General features: G+C 67.7%; 15 protein-coding genes. 1 reads left to right on the top strand and 14 read right to left on the bottom strand.

Going from position 1 to position 15,082, the window contains the following annotated elements; translation table 11 throughout:
• Positions 1-100: 100 nt before the first annotated feature.
• Genes ACGVWT_RS18605 through ACGVWT_RS18555 form a run of 11 tightly spaced genes read right to left on the bottom strand, consistent with a single transcriptional unit; the run spans position 101 to position 11,985 of the window.
• Positions 101-385: a hypothetical protein gene (locus ACGVWT_RS18605; protein ID WP_331360771.1), complete on the bottom strand. Its 285-nt coding sequence runs from the start codon at positions 383-385 to the stop codon at positions 101-103.
• 12 nt (positions 386-397) lie between these two features.
• Positions 398-2,089 (bottom strand): hypothetical protein, encoded by a 1,692-nt coding sequence (locus ACGVWT_RS18600; protein WP_315471987.1) that lies wholly within the window; start codon positions 2,087-2,089, stop codon positions 398-400.
• 23 nt (positions 2,090-2,112) lie between these two features.
• Positions 2,113-2,544 (bottom strand): hypothetical protein, encoded by a 432-nt coding sequence (locus ACGVWT_RS18595; RefSeq protein WP_315471986.1) that lies wholly within the window; start codon positions 2,542-2,544, stop codon positions 2,113-2,115.
• Between the two features lie 7 nt (positions 2,545-2,551).
• Positions 2,552-5,911, bottom strand: a complete 3,360-nt coding sequence (locus ACGVWT_RS18590; RefSeq protein ID WP_315471985.1) for a hypothetical protein — start codon at positions 5,909-5,911, stop codon at positions 2,552-2,554.
• 2 nt (positions 5,912-5,913) lie between these two features.
• Complete coding sequence (locus ACGVWT_RS18585) at positions 5,914-6,849, bottom strand: hypothetical protein (RefSeq protein ID WP_315471984.1); 936 nt, start codon at positions 6,847-6,849, stop codon at positions 5,914-5,916.
• A 10-nt stretch (positions 6,850-6,859) separates the two neighbouring features.
• Positions 6,860-7,399: a putative phage tail protein gene (locus tag ACGVWT_RS18580; RefSeq protein WP_315471983.1), complete on the bottom strand. Its 540-nt coding sequence runs from the start codon at positions 7,397-7,399 to the stop codon at positions 6,860-6,862.
• Positions 7,390-8,532: a baseplate J/gp47 family protein gene (locus ACGVWT_RS18575; RefSeq protein WP_315472139.1), complete on the bottom strand. Its 1,143-nt coding sequence runs from the start codon at positions 8,530-8,532 to the stop codon at positions 7,390-7,392. The genes ACGVWT_RS18580 and ACGVWT_RS18575 overlap by 10 nt, the downstream gene beginning before the upstream one ends.
• On the bottom strand, positions 8,529-9,041 hold the full coding sequence (locus ACGVWT_RS18570) for a phage GP46 family protein (RefSeq protein WP_315463145.1): 513 nt from the start codon (positions 9,039-9,041) through the stop codon (positions 8,529-8,531). Before ACGVWT_RS18570 ends, ACGVWT_RS18575 begins: the two co-directional genes overlap by 4 nt.
• A 3-nt stretch (positions 9,042-9,044) precedes the next feature.
• Positions 9,045-9,590 (bottom strand): phage baseplate assembly protein V, encoded by a 546-nt coding sequence (locus ACGVWT_RS18565; protein ID WP_315463144.1) that lies wholly within the window; start codon positions 9,588-9,590, stop codon positions 9,045-9,047.
• Entirely contained in the window at positions 9,590-10,666 is a 1,077-nt protein-coding gene (locus ACGVWT_RS18560; protein ID WP_315463143.1) for a phage baseplate assembly protein, read from the bottom strand. The genes ACGVWT_RS18565 and ACGVWT_RS18560 overlap by 1 nt, the downstream gene beginning before the upstream one ends.
• A complete protein-coding gene (locus ACGVWT_RS18555; RefSeq protein ID WP_315463142.1) occupies positions 10,663-11,985 on the bottom strand; it encodes a DNA circularization N-terminal domain-containing protein in 1,323 nt (440 codons plus the stop codon). Before ACGVWT_RS18555 ends, ACGVWT_RS18560 begins: the two co-directional genes overlap by 4 nt.
• Positions 11,986-12,051: 66 nt before the next feature.
• Here ACGVWT_RS18555 and ACGVWT_RS18550 point away from each other — a divergent pair, with 66 nt between their 5' ends.
• Positions 12,052-12,486, top strand: coding sequence for a hypothetical protein (locus tag ACGVWT_RS18550; RefSeq protein ID WP_315463141.1), 435 nt, complete (start codon positions 12,052-12,054; stop codon positions 12,484-12,486).
• Here ACGVWT_RS18550 and ACGVWT_RS18545 read toward each other — a convergent pair.
• The 3 genes from ACGVWT_RS18545 to ACGVWT_RS18535 form a co-directional block, all read right to left on the bottom strand.
• Positions 12,480-14,012, bottom strand: a complete 1,533-nt coding sequence (locus ACGVWT_RS18545; protein ID WP_394427677.1) for a phage tail tip lysozyme — start codon at positions 14,010-14,012, stop codon at positions 12,480-12,482. The two genes, ACGVWT_RS18550 and ACGVWT_RS18545, sit on opposite strands and share 7 nt — an antisense overlap.
• Positions 14,013-14,283: 271 nt before the next feature.
• Positions 14,284-14,637, bottom strand: coding sequence for a phage tail assembly protein (locus ACGVWT_RS18540; RefSeq protein WP_315463139.1), 354 nt, complete (start codon positions 14,635-14,637; stop codon positions 14,284-14,286).
• Positions 14,621-14,974: a phage tail tube protein gene (locus ACGVWT_RS18535; protein ID WP_315463138.1), complete on the bottom strand. Its 354-nt coding sequence runs from the start codon at positions 14,972-14,974 to the stop codon at positions 14,621-14,623. Before ACGVWT_RS18535 ends, ACGVWT_RS18540 begins: the two co-directional genes overlap by 17 nt.
• Between the last annotated feature and the right edge of the window lie 108 nt (positions 14,975-15,082).

Raw genomic sequence — 15,082 nt, 5'->3', positions numbered from 1 at the left:
TCAATCGGCCGGCGCGCGAGGCCCCGGACGCAGGTCACGGACCCGGCCGACATGGCCGCGCCGCCGACGACCATCATGGCGCCGCCGATGATGTCCGCCATTACCGCCCCCTCTGGCTGGCGCGCTCGTCCTCGCGGCGCGCGCGATCGGCGAGGTAGCTGACGTCGCGGGTCATGCCGACCAGCACCGGGATGTACGTCCGGTCGTTGGCTTCGGCCTGTGACGCCTGCGCCTTCAGCTGGGCGATGTCCTTGTCGACACCGCCCCGCCAGTTGCCGATCGCGATCAGATAGCCGCAGACCGCGACGATCAGACCGGAGCATGTAGCGACCGCGCCAGCGATCGCGATCCAGCGCGGCGGCGCTGGCGCGGGGGTGTCGGGCATCGATATCTCCAATCAGCCGTGCTGCACGTCGACCCAAGGCCGACCGTCGCGGATGGCCCAGACGGCGCCCAGGCGGCGCATATAGAGCGGCAGCGTCATGTCGGTTTCGCGCACGGCGGTGGCACCGATCCCGTCACCGTGAGCGACCGCGACGAGGTAGACAGCTACACCGTCTCCCAGCGCAGCCTCGCACATGGCAAGCGTGTCGGCGTCGACATTGACCGGCACCTGTCCGCAAAAGGCGATGCGGTCGACGGTCTGGCGGGCCGCCTCGAGCTCCGCTTCCCAAGCGGTCAGCGCTGCGGCATGATCCTTCACCGCCGCGACGTGCGCCGCCTCGGCTGCGGCCACCGCCTTGGCATAATCGGCTTGGGCAGCGTTGTAAGCGTCGTGCGCGTTCCAAGCGTCAGCCTCGGTCGGCTCTGCTGGCCCATTGTACGCGGGTGGGGCGTAAACCGGCGCTTCCGGCCGCTGCCCGAGGTGGGCCGCCCAGGTATCGCCGCCGACGAGGTTCGGATCGGTCGACTTGACGACGTAGCGCACCGCATCGGCCCAGGTGGTGACGAGCTGTCCATTCCAGTCAACGCCGCAAACGTCGCCCTTCCGGATCGTGCTGCAACCCGCCGCCTTGCGGACATATTCGGCATAGTCCGCGCCGCTGGCGTTGATCGTGCCGCCTGCCGAGATACTCCGCCCACTTTGGGCAACTGTCGTAACCTTCATTACCGCAGCGACGCCGCTTGCCGGAGCGCTATCCCCGCCAAAAATCTCAACGCTGGAATACGTTGGACGCGCCACTTCAAGAATACTGACCGCCGGATCGACCGGCTTAGAGATCATATGCTTAGCACCGGCGGTAGATCCAACGAGTAGATTTCCGGCACCATCGACCGTCAAGGCCGTTTGACTGGTAGAGACATTAAAGAGCGAAAAGCTTTCCTGACGCTCAGCGTTGACACCAGCAACAAGGTCATACCCGCCAGCGCTGGTTCCCGACGCGAGGCTGTTCTGTAGCCGGATGCGCGCAACGGCCTGGTCCGGCGAGACTACATGCAACCTAATGGCGGGCGCCGCGGTTCCGATGCCAACATTGCCCGAGGGGTCAACGCGAAAACGATCTACGTTCGCGTTGCCGTTCGTAATGCGGAACGACCCTTCGGTCGTGAGACGCGGCCCGAACTGGCCGTCGCTCATGGTGAACGTTTCGGCCGGGAGACCGGCGATACCAAGCCCCTTTCCGGTCGGAAACAGCGCCTGACCGCTGGCATCGATCGTCATCCGGTCGACGCCACCAGTCACCAGCGACAAGCTATTGGAACCTGCCCGCCGCCATCCCGTGTCCTGATCCGCAGCGAAGCGGATACCCGGAGTTGCGACCGAGCCATCCGGGAACATACCCTGCCCGATGGTATCGAGCATCGCACCCGCCACATTTTTGAATCCGGCGAAAGCCAGGGCGAGATCGTTTGCGAAGCTCTGCGTCGGCAGGATGGTGAACGGCTGCCCCGCGGCCGTCGCCCCGCCATACGGACGCGCCAGCGTGATCTGCGAAGCGCTGTCGACGCTCGCGATCTCCATCGGCAACCCGTTCGGCCCCACAAAGGCTTGGCCCGGCTGCGCGTTCGGGAAGGAAAAGACGGTGCCGGCGCCCGTGATCACAGGCGAGCCATTCGTCACCGTGACGGTGCCGGTGCTGTTCCACATACTGATGTTCCTTGGCTATAGGCCTAAAGCGCGGCCGGTTTGATCTCGTTGAATTCGAGGTAGAGGCCGGCTTTCACCGTGAGATCGCCGTCAGGTTCGCGGTTGCGGATGAATAGCGCAGCCTCGTACGGACCGGCCGGAAGGCCGGACACCGCGGTGATCATGGTGAGCGGACCTTGCGCGTTGCTGTTGAACCCGTCGAAGATGAGATTGACCGGCGTCACCTTCCGGATGACGCCGCCGATCACGAGATAGGCGATGAGCTGAAGGTCATCGGGACTTGCCAGATCCGCGCTGAGCAGCACCCGAAGCAGGCTGCCGTCCATCTGCTTGGTGATCGGCTTCGACGTTACCAGCTGGCCAATATTCTCGCCGCCGCCACCACCGCCGCCACCACCCCCGCCTGTTCCGGGATCTCCGATACCTGGTTCGTCAGGCGTGTTTTCGTTCGCCATGGTGGCCTCAACTGTACTTGATGATGATGTCCGCCGTGGTGATCGTGAAAGCAGTCTGCTGGACCGCGGACCCCGATAGCTCGCGTGCGGTGACGACGTTGGCCTTCAGGCTGTTGACCACGGTCACACCCGTCGTCGCGTCGACTTCAAATATCTGGCTCGCCCCGACGATGAACTTGTCGGCCGCGACGGCGAATACGCTATCCTGCCCGTTAATGCGGAAACCGGTGATCTTGCGGTTCACGTCGAGCGTCAGCTGCGCGACCGCCTCCTTGCCGTCGATCGACCGCAGGAGGAAGTTGATCGTCGAGGTGTGCCCGTCCTGCGTCGTGGACACCTGCTGAAGCAGCTGCCCCAGCGCCTGGTCGCCGTCTACCTGCGCCTGCTTGTTGGTCGCGACGGTGGCCCGTGTGGCGGTGAGGCCCGTGCCGGGATCATGCAGTTCGGCCGTCAGAATCTCGATCAGCTTCGACAGCGCCGCCGCGCGGTCGGCGCTGGTCGTTCGCTCCAGCTCCAGCCCCGCTGCGGTTGCCGGCAGCCCGGATGCGGGATCATTGACCTGCGCCGACAGCTGCTGGATGTCCCGAGCGTTGGCGGCATCGCGATCGGCGCTCGCCTGTCGATCCTGCGCGACGACGGCGCGCGTCGCCGGCAACCCCGTCGCCGGGTCGTGCAGCTCGGCAGTGATGAGATCGATCTGCTGCCCGCGCGCGCTGTCGCGATCAGCGCTCGCGGTCTTTTCCTGCGCAAGCGCCGCCGCCGTTGCTGGCAGTCCCGTGGCCGGATCATTGACCTGCGCCGACAGCTGTTGGACGTCATGGGCGTTCGCCGCGTCCCGGTCGGCGCTGGCCTGGCGATCCTGCGCGACGACCGCCTTGGTGGCTTCCAAACCCGACGCGGTGTCGTTGGCCACCGCCTCCGTCAGGTCGAGCCGATGAGCGAGCGCGGCATCGGCCTTGGCGGTTGCATCCTCGACCGCGACGATTCGGGAGCGCGTCGCGGGCAACCCCGACACAGGGTCGTTGAAGGCCGCCTCCAGCGCGGCGATCCGGCTGGTCGCCGCCTGCGTGCTGTCCGTCAGCGCCTTCGACGTCGTGACGATCGCCGCCTCGGCCAGCCCCAACCGCGCGTACAGCGCCTCACGCGCCGCCGCCTCCGACCGCTGCCCGGCGACGAGGGTCGTCGAGAATTCGGTCTGCACCTGCACCAACTGCGCGGCGCGCGCCTGCCCCGCCTGCTCGCCAGCGGCCAAAGCCCGCAGGAGGGCCTCGCCACTGTCATCCGCCGCACCGACCGCCTGACGGATCGTCATCTGAGCGCTGGCGATGCCTGCCGCCGCCGTGATCGACGCCTGCTCCAGCCGGCCAATCGCGGCGGACTGGCCGTTCATGGCCACGCCAACCGCGTCGATGCGCTCGCCCAGAGCGCGATCGCCATCGACCTGGGCCTTTTGCGTGGTAACCAGGTTCGCGTAGGTCGCCGCCAAGCCTGTCGTTGGGTCATGCAGCTCGGCGACCAGCGACTGGAACTGCTCGGTCAGCGCGCTCGTGCGATCCGACGCGGCTTTGAGGCCGGCGGTCAGCGCCGCGCGCGTCGCGGGCAAGCCCGTGACCTGGTCGTTGACGATCGCCTCGACACCGTCGACGCGGGTGCCGAGCGCTGCATCCCGGGTCGCACTGGCATCGTCGACCGCGTTGATGCGAACGCGCGTAGGGGCGAGGCCCGTCACCGGATCCGCCAGCGCCACCTCCATGGCGGCGATGCGACTGCCGTAGGCGCCGGTCGTGTCCGCCAGGACCTTCGACGTCATGACGATCGCCGCCTCGGCCGCATTCATTCGCGCGAGGATCGCCTGCTGCGCGATGGCGGAGGCTTGGCGATCGGCGATAAGCGACGTCGAGAAGTCAGTCTGGATCTGCACGAGCTGCGCGGCACGCGCCTGCCCCGCCTGCTCGCCGGCCGCGATCGAGCGGAGGAGCGCTTCGCCCGTGTCCCCCGCCGCGCCAACGATCTGACGGATCGTCATTTGGCTCGATGCGACGCCGCCGGCAGCGTCGAGCACTGCCCGGTCGATCCGCCCGATCGCGGCGGATTGGTCGCCCAGGATGGCGGCCTGCGCATCGATGCGTTGCGTCAGCGCGGCATCCCGCGTGACGCTGGCATCGGCCTGGGACAGCATCAGCGCGTTGGCCTGGTCGATCCGCACCGACAGAAGGGTTCGCGCGGTGGCAGCCGCAGAGAAGCCGTCATCCATCCGCGTCGACAGTTCCTGCCGCGCGAGAGCGATCTGGCTGACCTGATACCGCCCGGCCGTCTCCCCGGCGGCCAGCGAACGCAACAGGGCGTCTGCATTTGCGTCGGCGGTGCCCCGCGCCTGGCGGACCTCGACAACCAACCCGGCTGTATCGGGCATTGCGGTTAGCGTCTGCTCGATGCTGGCGGTTCGCAGCGTCAGCCGGTCGACCGCGTCGGCTGTCGCAAGAAGGCCGATCTTGCCATTGAGGGCATCGACGTTAATTTCGGTGGTGCGGACGCGCGCGGTAAGCGCTGTAAGCTCGGCAATGGACGCCTTCAGCCGCACCGCTGCGTTCAGGCCGTCGACCGTCGTCTCGGCTTGGCTAAGGCGGGCGAGGATTGGCTCGAGCTGCGCGACCTGCGACGGATCCAGAACGGCGAGCGCGATCTGCTCGTTGACGAAATTGACGGACGCCTTCTGCGTGAGCGTACCCTTCACGCTATCGACTGACAGCTCCACCAGCGACGTGCGGTCCTCGAGCTGATCGATCGCATAGATACGCACCGTTCCCGAGATGGGATCGATCACCACCCCCGCATCGCGGAGGATGTCGCGGGTCTGGGCGTTCGCCAGCACCGCTCGCAGCAGCGATTCCTCGACGCGGCCGACGGAGCGATCGAGTTGGCGCTGCGCTTCGTCCTGGTCGGCGACGACGCCCACCAACGCACCCAGCGCATCGCTCGCCTTTACGTCCGCCAGCTCGAGCGCCGAGATCGACAGCGCGGCATCGCCCAGCTGCTGTCCCAGCGTTCCAAGCGCCAGGTCGAGCCCGATGTCCGTCTGCTTCAGCGCGCTGATGTCGCTGGTGATCGGACCGAACTGCGCCTGGATGGGGCCGAACTGCGCTTTGATCGGGTCTAGCTCGTCGAAGGTTCGCAGCAGATCGGCGCGCGCCTCCTGAAGCCCCTGCGCCGACATACCCGCGACCGTCGTCAGGCGATCCTCAGCACCGGCGGCATAGGCCGCCAGTTGCCGCTGAAGGTCAGCGACACCGATAAGCTCGCGCAACTGGTCCATCGAGACCAGCAGCGGCTGCCCATCCGTGAAGACGGCAAAGGTCGGCCCGGCCACGATCAGCGTCCGATCGCCTGCCAGCGGAAGGTATGTGCGTTGGAGTATGGGCGCTCACCCCAGCCCGTGTCGAGGAAGCCCGTGGCGCCGGCGATCGTCGGCGCGTTGAACACGACGATCATAGGGTGCCACTGTCCCTGTCCGAGCTGATACGGGTCGCCATTGGCGACGATCGAGCCGCAGACGTTGAGGAACGGACGCGGAAACGACAGCGAGAACGCGCGTGCGCTGGTGCCATCGCCGAACACCGTCAGCGACCCCCATTGAATCATGTTGCCGCCCGGCAGCGGAGCCCAACCGCTCGACCCATCGCCGCCTCCCGCCGCGCCGAACGCCGCCGGCGTCAGCGCCTTGGTCGCATCGCTCTGCTGGTTGAGATCCGACGCGCCGGCCGCCGGCACCGCAAGCGACAGGTCGCTCATGAGGTTGCCACCGCCGGTCAGCAGGCCGCCCGTCGAGATCACGCGGCTGGTGAGCACCCGCGCAGCCAATGCAGCGGTGACGTTCGTCGCGAACGCCGGATCGTTGCCGATCGAGGCGGCGATCTCTCCGAGGGTATTGAGGTTCGCAGGTGCGCCGCCGATCACTCCGAGGATCCGGTCGGCCACGAGCGCCGCGCCCGACTGGGGCGACAGCGCTCGATTGTTGATCGCCCCTGCGACCGCCTCCTGGTTCGACGCGAATGCGATGCCGCCGGACGCGATCAGCGCCCGGATCGCGGCAAGAACCTGACCGCGGTCGGCCTTCGACAGGCTGATGCCGGCCGCCGCTACGATCGCGACGAGCTCCTCCTGGATCATGTTGAGCCAGTCGGCCGGAACGTCGGTGGGCGGCGTCGGCACAGACGGATCGCCCCCGGTGAAATAGCCGGGAGTGCCGGACACGGCAGCGGGCGCCGGCAGCGCGGGCGCTGCCGTGGGGCCATCGACACGGAACATGGGCGGTCCTTCAGGCGAGGAGGATGGTGGTTTCGGCCGGCCGGATCGCGTCGAGCTCGGCTTTCAGCGTGGCGACCGGCAGGCCGCCGCGGTTGGCGAGGACGCGGACGCGCCAGGCGTCGATCCAGAGGCGCGACCGGGCGGGATCGCCAGCGCGGAAGCGGCCTGCGCGTAAGGGGGCGAAATTGTCGATTGCGATCGTGAAGCCGAGCGTCGCGGCGAAGGCGATGAACCGGGCGCGCGATTGACCGCCGGCGCCGACCAGTCGTGCGACGACGCGTGCGCGGCGCTGCTCTGCCGTTGCCCCATCGGCCGCGACAAGCCCCAGGCTCGCCTCCCACTCGACCAACAGCGCGGTCGTGGTCGCCGGGAACGCGTCGACGAGCAGCTGCATCGATGCCGCATCGCTGCGCCATAGCGACAGCGCCAAGGCGGCGAGCGTGCGGCCCTGCACGGACTGAGGATCATTCGCCCAGGCGGGGCCGCGGGGCATCAGCGCGCGGGCGGCGCGGGCATATTCGTCCGCCGCGAAGCGAGCGCCTACGCCCATGTGATGCTCGCCAGGGCCGGCAGGCAACCGGCGTTCGAAACGATGTTGCCCGCCGCGCCCGGGGTTACGGCGCCGGCGCTCGCGTCAACGTTGGTGATGACGAACCCGGCCGAGCCGTTGACCGCGGCGATCGCCGCCTCGATCGCAGACATATTGGTCACGCCGCCGGGCACGGCGCTGGCGAGCAATGCCGCCGTGATTGCCGAGGCGATCGCGCCTTTCAGCGTCGCCGACGCACCCGCCAGGCCGGCGATCGTGAAGGTCAGGCTGTTGGGGCGCGGCGACACCGCATAGATGATCGGCGTGACCGGCTGGCGCACGAAAATTGCATTGGCGACGGTCAGCTGGTCGCCCGCCGCGGCGATATCGCGCGCCTCGGCAGCGGCGACGCCATTGGTGCCTTGCGGATACCCGCCGTGCGAGGCCTGCGCATCGTCCATCATGAAATAGAGGACGACGGTCGACGGCCCCATGCCTCCCGGCGCCACCCATGCCCGCGTGACGCCCGGCACCGCCAAGGCCCATTGCCTATAGTCGGACGCCGATCCGCCTTGCGGCGGGTTGGCATAGGCAAGCAACATGCGTGACCGCAGCGAATCGTCGCTTTCCACGGCAGCGCCGCCGGTGATGGGCCCGGCCGCCGCGCCGGCAGCTGAAACCCCGGCAACGCCCGACCCGAGCGCGAAGGCGGCGCCGCCGGCGGCATTGCCAGTCGTACCAGCGGCAATTGACGCGATCGGGGCTGTTACCGACCCGCCCGCGCCGACCGATGCCTCGGCGGTTGTGGTATAGGCGAACCCGTCGCTGCGTAGAACCGAGGTTCCGGCCGGAATGGTGGCGCCGACAGTCCCGGTGAAGGCCACTGTGCCAGCGGCGGCCGTCGCCGGCTTCCGGGTAACACCTTTCAGCCCCGCCCAGCCCTCCAGCATCTCGCCGATCGCGGTGAAGGGCGTCGCCTGGCGGGCGATATAATCGAGGTAGCCGTAGTGCCCGGTCGCGAGCCCGGCCAGGATGTTGGCGAGGATCGCGAGGTTCGAATAGCGCAGCAGCGCGTCGGCGCCGGGAAGCGCGGATTGCAGGTCCGTCTGCGTCTGCTTGCGCAGCTCGTCGAGCGTCGGCCGGGCGAAGGTCATGCGAGGTCCTTCCAGGCGTAATCGAAGGGGACGGCAGTGGTGCCGGTGGGATGCGAGACGACGATCCGCCCCGCCAGCCGGCCGCCCGCCTGCCATTCTGCGGTGACATCGATCGCCGACGCCGCGCCGTCTGCGGTGAGCCAGCCGAGGGCTTGGCGAATGTACGCGATCGCAAGCTGCAGGTTCTGCGGCGTCCGCTTCGCACGCGCGAGCAGCCATAGCTTGGACCCGATCGTCGGATCAGCCCACCAGCCGCGCGGATCGTCGGTGCCATCGGGGATCACGTCATCCGGACCCGCCGCCGCATCCGTGAACAGGCTTATGAGGACGGCGGTCTGGATATCGCTGCCCGCGACCAGCCCGGTCGCTTGGACGGGTGACGCACCGACCGCGAACCCGTCGGCGCCGATGACGGGCTGCCCAGCGCCGTCGCGCATGAAGCCGGCCGCCGCCGGCACGGCCCAATCGCCGCGGCTGTTTGCTGCGTCCCAGATCGTTGCGATGTCCATTGGTCAGGCCTGTGGTTTCGGGGGGCCGGAACCCCAGCTCCCGCCGGCTGCAACCGGAGGATGGTTGTGAAGGTTGAAGGTGTCGTGGAGCGCGTTCAGGCTGACCGCCTTGCCATCGGCGCGGGCCACGACATCGCCCGTCGTCTCGATGTCGCAAGTGCAGCGCACCTTGCTGGCGTTCGTCACGGTGACCATGCCGCCTGCCCCGTCGATCTCGATGCCATCCTCCGTCAGGCGGACGATCCGCCCCCGAACGTCGTAGATCGCCGCATCGCCGGGCTTCAGATTGCGCGGGCGAGATGCGCGGTGCGCGGTGCCCAGCGCTACGCCGAGCGCTGCCTCGCCATTGCGATTGATCACCACGACGTCGGCGTCGATCGGCGGCACGCTGGTGAAGCCGAACTGCGCAATGCGGAGCACCCGGTCGGTGATCCGATCCGATCCGCCGTTGCCGGCCGCCCGCTGCACCAGCTGGAGGCGCTGGAAATCGTCGGCATCGTCAACGAGGGTAACGCGGCCGAACCACAGGAGATTGCGGAGCCAGCTCATTATGGTTGCGCGTCCGGAGGCGTGATGTCGGCCGCGTTGATCGCCAGCAGGCTGATCGGCTCGATCGTGAACGCCTCGCGAGGCATCAGAACCAGAACGGCATGCGTGCCGTTGCGATCGCGACCAAACCTCACCTCGGCAAGGATCATCGCGCCGGCGCCGAGGCGGTTTGCGGGAAGACTGACGGGGACCAGCGTGTTTGGTGCCCAGAGCGCGCCGGCGGCATCGCGCCAGCTGTCGATCCGCGCCAGTACGACCGTCGACCGGCCTGCGCGTCGCGCAACCTCCCATTTCGCCTTCCGGATTGCGAACGCATTGGCATCCTCCGCCACGCTCTCGAGGAAGACGTATTTCCGCCGGTGCCGCGGCACGTTCGGATCGGTCTGGGTATCGAAGAACGTGCTGCCGCCGACGTCCATTGCTACGTCGACGGTATAGCTTGAGCAGACGATCTCGGAGAACCGCTCGTGCATCGAATGCTGCACGGACCATTCCTCGACGTTCTGGCCATAGACCACGCCGGAGGCGGCTTGCGCCGTCCCGACGTTGGCGAGCAGGAGGCGACCGGACGAATCTTCATAGGCCAGCAGGCCGGCGTTCTGTGCGAGGCGCTGGATGATGTCCGCCGGCGTTTCGCCGTAGTTCAGCGCCCATTGCGTGACGGTCGGGCCCGCGCTCGCCCCGTTCGCGAGCACCACGTCGATCCCATAAACAGCGGCGAGCTTCTGCGTAATTGACAGCGCGTCGCCGCCGATGAGCTGGCCGGTCGCCCATTCCGCGCCGCAGTCGGTCAGATCCTGCGTCTTGCCGCGGCCAGTGAGCCTTAAGGAGCGCGACTGTGCGTCGCCGCCGCCGATGTCCTGGTCGATATAACCGCTGATGACGAGGTCGGACCCGAGATAGACCTGGCAGGGGTCCCCGGCCGCTGCGATCACCGCGCCCTTGGTGACGGGATCCTTCCACGACATGGCGATGTCGAATTCGCCCGGGAAGCCGTCCGCGCGCAGCGTTACTTCGATTTCGGTCCACCCGCTGATCCGACGACCACGGGCCGTCAGGTAAAGCTCTTCTGTCACGCGGCGAGCGCCTGAAGCGAAACCGGCATGAACAACGGGCTGACGCAGGCGTCGCCCGCCTCGCCCACCAGTTCATCCGCGCGCGCCGCATCACGGTAGAGCCGCTGTGCGAGACTGAGTGCGGGGAGCGGAGCGGGCAGCGAAAACGTGCGGACGTGGGCGAGGCTGGCGCCACGCACGCGGAGATCCTCGACGACAGCGATACGCAGGGTGCGCAGCGCGGCGAACAGATCGTCAAGCCCGCCGCCGCCGGCATTTTCCGCCGCAGCGTCGATCGCTGCGGTGACGTCTACCAGCCTTGCGAACGCATCCTCGTAGCTCGACGGCTGATAAGCCGCGGATGCGCGGGCAAGCTCGACCGTGATCGTCAGTCGAAACAATCGCGAAACCGCCGTGCCCGCGGCGCCGACGGCATCCGATCCGACGGGCTGGAACACTAGAAGCCTGGAGAGCAAACGAAGCGCATCGGAGGGATCGGCGCAGGCGCCGGTGAGAGCAGCGAGCAGCGTCGCGATCGCGTCGGCGAGATCGGCCTCGATCGAACCGACGGTCAGTGCTGCCATGGTCAGGTCGACGGTGTCGATCGCGTTCGCGATCGTGGCGCGCTGTGTCGCCGCCAGGGCGACCAGCTCCGGCAGGCTGTCGGTGCCAGCCGCCGAGGCCTTGGACAGGTATCCCGACGTCGCGCCTCGGCTGTACCGCCCAAAGTTGCCGGGGAGCGCCGTCGCCAAGCGCGACAACGCCGTGGCATCGGCGCCGGCGGCAGTCACCTGCGCTGTCCATTGGTTCACTGTGGCGGGGAGCGCGCCGCTGGCGCTGCCGGCAGCGCTCGTCTTGCCGAGGCCCAGGAGGCGCACTGCCGTCGCGGCACCCGCTGCGGCGGTGATGACCGCCGCCGACACAGTGAGGCCGTCGAGGGAGATATTCGGAAAAGTCTGGCGCCCCGCCTCGATGAAGGCGAACTCCACCGTGCTGTACGTCGCCCCATCCAGCGCCTCGCCCATGCTGATCGCATCGAGCATGACGGTGAGGATGCCGAGCGTGGGGTGGATCAGCACGCCCGGCCCAGCCGCCCGTGCTGCGGTCAACAGCGCGAGCCGCTGGGCGTCGATCGGTAAACCGCCGAGGATGGGATCTTTGTCGACGACGAAGCCGCGGATGCGATAGCGCGTCGCGCCCCGGCCCATGTCCTCGGTCCATACATCCTCACGGCCGGGATATTCGTGGACAGCTAGGCGCCGGCCGGCAGTCGTGACATGATCGGTCACGGCAAAGGGAACGCCGCGAAAGGACGCGGGCAGCAGGTTGAGCAGGGACATGTTGGACCTCCTCAGGCTGTCGCGGGTTACGCGGTGAGAGGGAGACGGAATTTGACAGTTCGAGGCATGTCGCCGCTATTCATCGCGGCGGTTTTGGTCGCGTGCGGACAGCCGGAACCTGAGGCGCCGGCCAACATCACCACATCAGCGGCATCCCCTGCCACGAAGGAGGACGCTCCTCTGACAGCTGGGAATGTTACTGCCTCGCCGGATAGCAACACCCCAAAGCGACCCAATGAGCTGATCGCCGCAGAGGAGCGAGAAAACGAGGCGTGCCGTGGGGGAAGCGGGGATAGTATTGAAACGATGAAGGCCTGCAATCGCCGACAGGTGTTGCTCAAAGAATTGCAGGACAGCGGATGGTGCTGGGGTGGCGCCGATATTGAGGCTGAGAAACGGTTCGTCGCATGCAAGCCAGGGGATCGCGATTATAGTCCGGGAGCATTCGACGAGCCGTATTATTCCGAAGCCGACATGGCGGAGTTGACGAATACTCAGTGAGCTACCGCGTGACTGATGGCGGGCTTTGAACCCCGACGTGACGTGGCGGTTACGGCGGCGCCTTTCGGCAACCCGGTCACATGCAGATTCACCGTCATCGCCTCGGCAACCGCCGCGCGCTCTGCACTGTCACGCCCCGGATCAGCCGGTCGTTCAACCCACCGTGCAAACCCCGACGCGATTGAGGGCGCGTGCTGCCCATTTGCCATGGCGCGCCGCCACCCAGCCTTCTCCCGGTGCGAAAGCTCGTAGCGTAAAAAGCGCCACTGTTGATCGCGACTGGATTGCTCGACATCCACCCCAACGACACGGCGGAACTCCGCTTTGCGGGCCTTGTCGGTCCACTGGATTAACCCTCGTCCCGCTCCTGAAGCTCCGCGCTCTCTTGCCCGATGATTTCCGCCGCTCTCCAGCACGATGTTCGAGGCTATGCCTTGCGCCTCGGCGTCAGTGAAACCGTACCGTTTCGCTTCTGCGGCTATGGGGGTCGCCTTGCGCGCAAGAGCTGCGATTTGCCCCGGGGAGAAGCGTCCCGCCCCGCGTACGCCAGCCGAAGTGGCAGCCATGTTGCCTGCCGCGCGCTCGATCGCTCGCCCCCCGCGTTCAATCAGCCCGGCCGCCGGCGCAAACGTATTCTTGACGATCCCCCCGAACGTCGTCGCGCCTCCGACGATTTGGCGCCCTGCGGCGAGCGTCGCGTCATAACCCGGTTCCGCCGCATCCGCCGCCGCGCTGCCCGCGATCGCCATCGCGCGGTCGGTCAGCTGCCCAACCATGGCGCCTTTCCGCTGAATGCGCTGGCCGCGCTTAATGTCGTCATCGGACGCGATATAGGCCGTATTGCCCGCGTCCTTCATGTCGTCGCCCAGAGCCTTGCCGCCCTGCGAGAAGACGGGGATCAGGGCGTCCGACAGGCCCAGCGCTGACGCTGCGGTACGGCGACCCGACGAATTCTGGCGCGCGATGGCATCGGCGATCGCGGGCAGCATCGCGCCGACATTGACGGTGCCGTCGTCATTGAGCTGCATCTTGACGCCGAGCTTCGACAGCATCGCCAGCGCGCCGGTGTTGCGGCCGTATCGGGCATCGTTCAGCGTCTGCGATAGGCTGGCCAGCCCGCCGGTCGCTGCGCCCTTGTCGACGCCCATGCGCTCGCTCGCCGCGGCGAACTCCTGCATCTCCTTCCGCGCAACGCCCATGGTATCGGCCATGCGTCCTACGGCTGCGGCGCCCTTGGCCCATCCGTCCGCCATCTTGAACGCTGCGAAGCCCGCCGCCGCCAGCACACCGACGGTAGCCCCCGCGACCGTGCCGAGCACGCCGAGCGTGCTGCCCAGCATGGACGCGCTGCCCGCCGCCTCGCCCAACCCCGTGCCGGTCGCCGCCGCCGCCTCCCGGATCGCGCCGAGGCGCGTCGCAAAGCCCGACGTGACCGAACGGCCGCCGAACACCCGCGCGCTCGCCTGCTCGACCTGCCCGAGGGTGCGTAGCGCGCTCCGGCTGGAGCGACCCAGCCCCTCGCGCATCGCGCGATCCTGGTTACGGGTGACGGCGCTGACATGCTTCGGCACCGTGCCGAGGCGCTTCTCCGCCGACCGGGCGCCCTTCGCCGTCCGGTCGTTCGCGGTAATGTCGATCGCGACCTTCGGCTGGCTCATGACGCCTCCCCGGTTTCGAGCATGTCAGCCCAGCCCAGCCACTTCAGCAGGACCGACCATGGCCGGGTGGCGATCTCGTCCGGCATCTTGCCGTATCGCTGAGCAAGCGCGTCGAGTGCGCCCTCCCAGCCAGACGGCCTCAAAGCAAAAAATCGCCGATCCGCCGCGACGCGCGATAGAAGACGCGGGCGGGGAGCTTCTCGACGACCGAAGTGGGAACGCCCGCGACGACGCTGATCGCCTTCACGTCGGCCTCGGCCCCGGAGAGCTTGTCCCACTGCATGATCTCGGCCGCCGTGGGCTCGCGGATGACGATCTGCGCCACCGGCCCCGCTGGCCCGTCGATCGGCTTGGCCAAGGGGAGCACCAGCTCCTGGTCGAGATCGTGAGGGACGATATCCGCCCCCAGCCCGATCAGCGCCTCGAGCATCTGCGGCGGCAGTGCGCCGGCGACGATCGTCACCAGCGCGCGCTGATCAGTTTTCACGGACATCTGCGCCCTCCCACTGGATTGCGAACGAGGCGTCTTCGGTGTCGACCTCGACCGGCTCGCCAGCGCGCCACATGTTCCGCCCGATCACCGTCTTGCCGTTGGCGAGCTGGGCAACGACGGTGACGTCGGTCGCATTGGCGAGATCAGCGACCGGGATCGCGCCGCTGTCGCGCAGCTTGGCTTTGATCATCCCGGCCGCCGGCGTCGACTTCACGCCGTGGACGCCATCCATGCCAAGCAGCGTCTCGTTATTCCCCTGGGTCGGCCGATAGCTGAATTCGCCGACGAGCTGCACGGAGCGGCCGTCGACGGTCAGATACGCGGTACCCGCGATCATGTTGGTTGCCATGGTGGCCTTCCGCTTACTGGAGCTTGAACTGGACGAGCATGGCGACGACGCGCAGCTGGCCGATCAGGATGATCGGGAGCAGCACGTCGACCCGGC

The organism is Sphingomonas sp. S6, assembly GCF_043498045.1.
GTDB lineage: Bacteria > Pseudomonadota > Alphaproteobacteria > Sphingomonadales > Sphingomonadaceae > Sphingomonas.
Note: the sequence above shows the minus strand (reverse complement) of the source record. Positions and strands in the feature narration are given on the sequence as shown.

Excerpts from the sequence above, each read along its gene's own strand:
- ACGVWT_RS18605 (WP_331360771.1), bottom strand. The coding sequence starts at position 385 with ATGCCCGACACCCCCGCGCCAGCGCCGCCGCGCTGGATCGCGATCGCT.
- ACGVWT_RS18600 (WP_315471987.1), bottom strand. The coding sequence starts at position 2,089 with ATGTGGAACAGCACCGGCACCGTCACGGTGACGAATGGCTCGCCTGTG.
- ACGVWT_RS18595 (WP_315471986.1), bottom strand. The coding sequence starts at position 2,544 with ATGGCGAACGAAAACACGCCTGACGAACCAGGTATCGGAGATCCCGGA.
- ACGVWT_RS18585 (WP_315471984.1), bottom strand. The coding sequence starts at position 6,849 with ATGTTCCGTGTCGATGGCCCCACGGCAGCGCCCGCGCTGCCGGCGCCC.
- ACGVWT_RS18580 (WP_315471983.1), bottom strand. The coding sequence starts at position 7,399 with ATGGGCGTAGGCGCTCGCTTCGCGGCGGACGAATATGCCCGCGCCGCC.
- ACGVWT_RS18575 (WP_315472139.1), bottom strand. The coding sequence starts at position 8,532 with ATGACCTTCGCCCGGCCGACGCTCGACGAGCTGCGCAAGCAGACGCAG.
- ACGVWT_RS18570 (WP_315463145.1), bottom strand. The coding sequence starts at position 9,041 with ATGGACATCGCAACGATCTGGGACGCAGCAAACAGCCGCGGCGATTGG.
- ACGVWT_RS18565 (WP_315463144.1), bottom strand. The coding sequence starts at position 9,590 with ATGAGCTGGCTCCGCAATCTCCTGTGGTTCGGCCGCGTTACCCTCGTT.
- ACGVWT_RS18555 (WP_315463142.1), bottom strand. The coding sequence starts at position 11,985 with ATGTCCCTGCTCAACCTGCTGCCCGCGTCCTTTCGCGGCGTTCCCTTT.
- ACGVWT_RS18550 (WP_315463141.1), top strand. The coding sequence starts at position 12,052 with ATGTCGCCGCTATTCATCGCGGCGGTTTTGGTCGCGTGCGGACAGCCG.
- ACGVWT_RS18545 (WP_394427677.1), bottom strand. The coding sequence starts at position 14,012 with ATGCGCGAGGGGCTGGGTCGCTCCAGCCGGAGCGCGCTACGCACCCTC.
- ACGVWT_RS18540 (WP_315463139.1), bottom strand. The coding sequence starts at position 14,637 with ATGTCCGTGAAAACTGATCAGCGCGCGCTGGTGACGATCGTCGCCGGC.
- ACGVWT_RS18535 (WP_315463138.1), bottom strand. The coding sequence starts at position 14,974 with ATGATCGCGGGTACCGCGTATCTGACCGTCGACGGCCGCTCCGTGCAG.